Source organism: Salinivibrio sp. MA427 (genome assembly GCF_001996115.1).
GTDB classification, from domain to species: Bacteria; Pseudomonadota; Gammaproteobacteria; order Enterobacterales; family Vibrionaceae; genus Salinivibrio; species Salinivibrio costicola.
The window spans coordinates 1-6406 of the sequence record NZ_MUFH01000142.1; the positions used below are offsets into that span (position 1 = coordinate 1).

Consider the following 6406-nt stretch of genomic DNA (forward strand, 5'->3'; position numbering starts at 1 on the left):
GATCGCAATATGGTGGTAATTGGTGCCGGCGCAGGTGGACTGGTATCGAGTTATATCGCTGCAGTGGTGAAAGCAAAAGTCACGCTAGTTGAAAAAGATTCGATGGGAGGTGATTGCCTAAACACCGGGTGTGTTCCCTCTAAAGCGCTGATACGCGCAGCGAAAACAATGCGAGAAATCGGCAAGGCCAAGGCGTTTGGTATTCATACCCAAGCGCCAGTCGTTGATTTTCCAGCAGTGATGGCGCGGGTAAAACAGGTGATTACCCACATTGAGCCCCATGATTCGGTCGAGCGTTACACCAAGCTCGGCGTGGAGTGCGTGCAAGGCGAAGCACACATCGTCTCGCCATGGGAAGTTGAAGTCAACGGCGAACGCCTCACCACACGCAACATCGTGATAGCCACAGGCGCACGCCCCTTGTTGCCGCCCATTCCCGGTTTGGCTGAGGTGACACATTACACCTCAGATACGATTTGGTCACTGACTGAACTGCCACCACAGTTGTTGGTGTTAGGCGGTGGTCCCATTGGCGCAGAACTGGCACAAAGTTTTGCGTGTTTAGGCAGCCAAGTGACGCTGGCTGAAATGGCCGACCAACTTCTCAGCCGTGAAGATAAAGACGCTGCCCACTTGGTTGAGCAGGCCTTAGAATGTGACGGCGTCACGGTTTTAACACAGCACAAGGTCAAAGCATTTGAACAACGTGGCAATGAGCAAATCGCCTTACTCGACGGCCCTGACGGTGAGAAAACCGTCACATTTGATGCGGTGCTGGTCGCGTTAGGACGCAGCGCCAACACCAAAGGCTTTGGTCTCGAAAAGCTCGATATTCCAGTGACCGAGCGTGGCACCATTCAGGTCAATGACTATTTACAAACTAATTACCCCAATATCTATGCAGTGGGTGATGTGGCAGGGCCCTTTCAGTTGACCCATGCCAGTGCCCATCAAGCGTGGTATGCCGCGGTCAATGCGTTATTTGGCCAATTTAAGCGTTTTAAAGCGGATTACTCGGTGATGCCAGCGGCAACATACACGTCTCCAGAAGTTGCACGTGTTGGGCTTAATGAAAAAGAAGCCAAAGCCAACCAACAAGACGTCGAAGTGACCTATTACGGCATTGATGATCTGGATCGCGCCATCGCCGATGGCAATGACCATGGCTTTATTAAAGTGCTGACACCAAAGGGAAAAGACACCATACTGGGAGTGACCATAGTGGGAGAACATGCCGGCGATTTATTGGCCGAGTTCACCTTAGCGATTCGCCATGGCTTGGGGCTGAACAAAATACTCGGCACCGTGCACCCTTATCCCACCATGAGTGAAGCGGTTAAATATACGGCGGGTATGTGGAAACAGGCGCATGCACCGGAGAAACTCCTACAGTGGGTCGAAAAATATCAACGCTGGATGCGTCACTAATCAATAAGGAAGCGCAATGAAACAATGGATAGCGGCCCTAACGCTCGCAATCACCAGTGGCTATGCCTTGGCCACTCCCGCTGAGCAGGATTGGGCACAAGTCGAACAAGACGCCAACGGGCAAACCGTATATTTCAATGCCTGGGGCGGCAATCAGCAAATCAATGCTTATCTTCGTTGGGCTGGGGGTGAACTCAAACGTGAATACGGTGTGACCCTCAAACACGTTAAAGTGGCTGATATTGCAGAAACAGTGAATCGTTTATTAGCTGAAAAAACGGCGGGAAAAGATACCGGCGGCAGTGTCGATATGGTCTGGATTAATGGCGAGAACTTTAAATCGATGAAGGAAAACGGGTTACTTGAAGGCCCCTTTGTCGAGGCGCTGCCTAACTGGCAAATCGTTGATAAAACCTTGCCCGTGACAGAGGACTTTACTGAACCCACCAAAGGCTTGGAAGCACCATGGGGGGTCGGGCAACTGGTGTTTATTCACGATAAAAAAACACTCGCCAATCCTCCAAGCTCTTTTGCTGAATTGTTACAGCTCGCAAAAGCTAATCCCGGTCGGATCAGTTATCCGAAACCGCCCGAATTTCATGGCACCAGCTTTTTAAAAGCGGCACTGCTTGAGCTGACAAACAACCAACAGGCGCTGTATCAGCCCGTCGACGATGCAGACTTTGAGACCATAACTGCACCGCTATGGGGCTACCTTGATGCACTGCACCCAGTCGCTTGGCGTAATGGGGAGCAATTTCCCTCAGGCAGCGCACACACCATGCAGCTTGTCGATGACGGTGCGCTGTTAATCGGGATCGCTTTTAATCCCAATGCGGCAAAATCCGCCATCGCCTCAGGGACGTTAGCGCCAACGGCACGCGCCTTTGCTTTTGAGCAGGGGGCTTTATCTAATATCCATTTTCTGGCGATCCCCTACAATGCCAATGCAAAAGCCGGCGCCAAGATAGCGATCAACTTTTTGATGGGTGAGAAGGCGCAATTGCGCAAAGCTCAGACTGATATTTGGGGCGATCCACCGGTGGTTAAACTGCCTGACACCGCTAAAACGCGCCGTTTTCAGTCCCAGCCAGAGCCGCATCCCAGTTGGCAAACCGCTCTCGAAAGCGCTTGGCTTAAACGTTACGGACAATAAAAGAGACCGTCATGGCACGTTTGTTGTTTGCCATCACGCTGGCGGTGTGCTGCCTGCCCTTACTTCCTGGGCTGGGAGGCCTGTTAACCAGTGCATTTGCGTTTTTACCTGCTTTGGGGCTGGCTGAAGCCAGTCTCTCGGGTTGGCGTGAACTCATTGCCTGGCCAGGCTTATCTCACTCACTCTGGCTCACACTGCTCTCTGGGCTAGCAAGTAGCTTATTGGCAGTGATGTTGAGCTTCGCTATTTTGCAAGCCACGTGGCAGACGCCCTTTTGGCAACGCATCGCGCGTAGCTTACACGGTTTACTGGCCCTGCCCCATGTTGCATTTGCTATTGGACTGGTATTGTTTTTGTCCCCTTCAGGGTGGCTATTTCGCCTGTCTAGCCCATTGACCGGAGACATGCCACCGACTTGGTCACTAATACAGGATCCGTATGTGCTGGGCTTAACCCTAGCCCTCACCCTGAAAGAAACGCCGTTTTTGCTTTTAATGAGCCTTTCTGTGCTAAGCCAAATTGATGTGCATCGATTAACGATGGTCTCTGCCAGCCTCGGCTATGATCGCACCAGTACCTGGATCAAAGTGATTTTTCCACTTTGGTTCGCCAAAATGCGTTTTCCTATTTTTGCCGTGGTTGCCTATAGCCTCTCGGTCGTCGACGTAGCGATGATTTTAGGTCCAAACACGCCACCAACCTTTGCTGTGTTAGTTTGGCAGTGGTTTAACGACCCTGATCTTTCATTACTCCCCCGAGCGTCGGCAGGGGCTTTGGTCCTGTTTTTACTGTGTGCCTTGGTACTCATTGGTTATCGATTTTTCGAATGGTTGATTTGTGAGCGCTTTAATCGTTGGCAATTCACAGGAACACGTCGTGCTTGGTTACCAGGGAGACACCTCTGGTGGCCCGTCGTGATTGTTCCCTTGTTGGTAATCCCGGCTTTGTTCATTTGGTCGTTCGCCTTACGCTGGTCATTTCCCGATTGGCTCCCCAGCCGTTATGGGCTGCGCTTTTGGAATCAAGAGCTTGCTTACGTTGGGGCGTTAATTGGGAATAGTGTTTTACTGGCGTTGATCAGTGCGACAGTCGCCGTCATATTTGCCATGGGCTGCCTTGAGCGCGCGGTTTCTCCTCGTCAAGGAGCACTGCCTAAAGCCGTGATTGCCATTCCTCTTTTGGTACCTCAACTGTCTATTTTGTTTGGGATCCAAGTGGCTGTGTATAGTCTACCGGGACAATGGCATGTACCCGCGACTATTTGGGCGCATATCTTTTTTGCTTTTCCTTATGTTTATTTAGCATTAGATGGCCCGTGGCAACAGTTTGATCAACGGCTTATCCAAACGGCTCGCAGTTTAGGCGTCAGTGCGATGGCAGCCTGGCTGCGTATCAAACTTCCCTTACTGTTACCGGCGATTATTCTCGCCTGGGCAGTGGGCGCCAGTGTGAGCTTAGCCCAATATCTTCCTACGCAATTATTGGGGGCGGGTCGGATCAATACCCTAACAACCGAGGCAGTGAGCTTATCCAGTGGGTTGGATCGACGGATTAGCGGCCTATACGGCCTGATGCAAGCGCTGATCCCCTTACTGGTTTTCGTCCTGGCAACGTTTCTCAGTCGTGTCATGCAACGGCGACTGACACCTCATCAATCGGTTGCGACGCAACCAGGAGCAAATAATCATGACGCTGTGTGTCAATCAACTCAGCATAAACGCGCCTGATCAGTGTTTATTACACGATGTCTCTTTCAGCGTATCGCCTGGCGAGATCCTCACCGTGATGGGGCCGAGTGGCTGCGGAAAATCCAGTCTATTGAGCGTATTGGCGGGACACATCCAACCGCCAATACATTACAGCGGCCAACTGACCTTAAATGGTGAGCCTTTTGATCACTTACCGCCGGAGCAGCGCCGTATCGGGATTTTATTTCAAGATGATTTACTCTTCCCGCATCTCAACGTCTGGCAGAACTTGGCCTTTGCACTGCCCTCATCGATGAATAAAAAAGACAAATACAACCATACCCTGGCAGCACTCGACGCAATCCACCTCGCTGCACTGGCTAACTATGCACCGTCGCAACTATCGGGAGGACAACGTGCGCGTATCAGTGTACTACGCGCGTTACTCGCTAAGCCCGATGCGATTTTGTTGGATGAACCGTTCAGTAAGCTTGATAAGCCGCTACGCCGTGATTTTCGCGCCTTTGTGTTTGGACAAATTGAACAAAGGCAAATCCCGGCGGTGATTGTGACCCACGATAGCGAAGATATTGCGCATCCTGATCATCGCCTAGACTGGCCAAGCCCAGAAACGCCCTTCACACCACAGGAGTACCCAGCCAATGCTTGATCGTTATGCGATTGCCGTGATCCGCTGGCCATTGAAACAAGCGGCGGTCCAACTCAGTCGGTGGGGAGCCAAACCTGACACGGTGACCTTGAGCGGGTTTTTTATTGGCTTACTGGCGCTGCCCGCTCTGGCGCTTCAAGCCTATGGGCTTGCGCTTAGCTTTATTGTGATTAATCGGCTTTTCGATGGCCTTGACGGTGCGATCGCGCGCGAGCAGGGCCTCAGTGATGCGGGAGGCTTTTTGGACATCACACTTGATTTTATTTTCTACGCATCCATTCCGTTGGGCTTTGCGCTCGCGGACCCAGCCAATAATGCGATAGCGGCAAGCTTTTTACTTTTTTGTTTTATGGGCACCGGGGCCAGCTTTTTAGCCTTTGCGACAATGGCAAGCAAGCATCAAATCGACAACCCCGTGTACGCAAACAAATCCTTGTATTACATCGGGGGGATCACCGAAGGCACAGAGACCATTGCCAGCTTTGTCTTGATGTGTCTTTTCCCGTCTTACATGGCGTGGATTGCTTGGGTATTTGGCATCGCGTGCTTGGTCACCGCTTCCAGTCGCGTCTGGGCTGGATACCATACGCTACGTGACATTGAAGGACGCTAGCAACGCTATCTCATGCGCGCTCACGTTATAGCCACTGCTGCTGTAATTGCTCTTTATCACCCAAATAATCGAGCAGCCAGCTTATCGGTGGCGATTCTTTATCTGAACGCCAAGCAATACAACATGGGCTGCTTAAAAGCGGATCCGCAAGCGTTAGCTCCACCAGCTCACCTCGAGCGATAGCCTCTTCGGCCATGTGAGAAGGCATCACACCAATGCCCAGACCGGCCTTAAAACATTGCATAGCACTGTGCCAATTCGGCACCGTTAGACGACGCTGGTTGTCCAATAGCCAAGTGGTACGGCGCGGCAAACGGCGCGAGGTATCCTCTAAACAAATGGCGGGATACGCTGCGAGCTGATCGTTGTCTAGCGGTTGTTCGCACTGCATGAGTGGGTGCGATGGACTGACAACAAACCGCCAACGCAAGGTGCCCATTTCTCGATAACGAAACGCACCACTGACGGGGACGGCGGCGGTCGCACCAATCGCGATATCTGCTCGATCATCGGCAAGTGCATCCCATACGCCATTGAACACTTCCATGGTCAGTAACAGTTCCACATCAGGAAACGCATCATAGAAGTCGCGCACGAGTGTGTTGACACTGTCTTCACGCACCACATTGTCGAGTGCAAGTGAGACACTTTGCGCCCATCCATTAGCAACCCGTTGTGTTTGTTGACGAATATTAGCCATCGCTTTCAGCATTTCGCGTGATTGTTCAACAAAGTATTCCCCAGCAGGCGTCAGCTTTACTTGGCGATGAAGACGTTCGAACAGTACCACCGCCAATTTGTCCTCTATTTGCCGCACTGTATAGCTCACCGCACTGGGTACTTTATGGAGC

The 6406-nt window shown here is 51.7% G+C and carries 6 protein-coding genes; 5 read left to right on the forward strand and 1 reads right to left on the reverse strand.

All coding sequences use genetic code 11. The features are described 5' to 3' along the window. The 5 genes from lpdA to BZG79_RS09990 form a co-directional block, all read left to right on the forward strand. Nucleotides 1-1428, forward strand: a 1428-nt coding sequence (gene lpdA, locus BZG79_RS09970) for a dihydrolipoyl dehydrogenase (protein WP_108743269.1), incomplete at its 5' end; no start/stop codon positions are given. A gap of 16 nt (nucleotides 1429-1444) precedes the next feature. Further along, on the forward strand, nucleotides 1445-2584 hold the full coding sequence (locus BZG79_RS09975) for an ABC transporter substrate-binding protein (protein ID WP_077774302.1): 1140 nt from the start codon (nucleotides 1445-1447) through the stop codon (nucleotides 2582-2584). Between the two features lie 11 nt (nucleotides 2585-2595). Continuing rightward, nucleotides 2596-4311 (forward strand): thiamine ABC transporter permease, encoded by a 1716-nt coding sequence (locus BZG79_RS09980; RefSeq protein ID WP_077774303.1) that lies wholly within the window; start codon nucleotides 2596-2598, stop codon nucleotides 4309-4311. Further along, a complete protein-coding gene (locus BZG79_RS09985) occupies nucleotides 4271-4942 on the forward strand; it encodes an ATP-binding cassette domain-containing protein (RefSeq protein WP_077774304.1) in 672 nt (223 codons plus the stop codon). Before BZG79_RS09980 ends, BZG79_RS09985 begins: the two co-directional genes overlap by 41 nt. Then, complete coding sequence (locus BZG79_RS09990; RefSeq protein ID WP_077669928.1) at nucleotides 4935-5555, forward strand: CDP-alcohol phosphatidyltransferase family protein; 621 nt, start codon at nucleotides 4935-4937, stop codon at nucleotides 5553-5555. Before BZG79_RS09985 ends, BZG79_RS09990 begins: the two co-directional genes overlap by 8 nt. A 25-nt stretch (nucleotides 5556-5580) precedes the next feature. On the opposite strand, the gene punR is transcribed toward BZG79_RS09990, so the two are convergent. Continuing rightward, nucleotides 5581-6406 (reverse strand): DNA-binding transcriptional activator PunR (gene punR, locus BZG79_RS09995; RefSeq protein WP_077774306.1); only part of this gene is annotated, 826 nt, incomplete at its 5' end.

Bases quoted from the DNA above. Each gene is read 5' to 3' on its own strand.
- BZG79_RS09975 (WP_077774302.1), top strand. From the start codon at position 1,445: ATGAAACAATGGATAGCGGCCCTAACGCTCGCAATCACCAGTGGCTAT.
- BZG79_RS09980 (WP_077774303.1), top strand. From the start codon at position 2,596: ATGGCACGTTTGTTGTTTGCCATCACGCTGGCGGTGTGCTGCCTGCCC.
- BZG79_RS09985 (WP_077774304.1), top strand. From the start codon at position 4,271: ATGACGCTGTGTGTCAATCAACTCAGCATAAACGCGCCTGATCAGTGT.
- BZG79_RS09990 (WP_077669928.1), top strand. From the start codon at position 4,935: ATGCTTGATCGTTATGCGATTGCCGTGATCCGCTGGCCATTGAAACAA.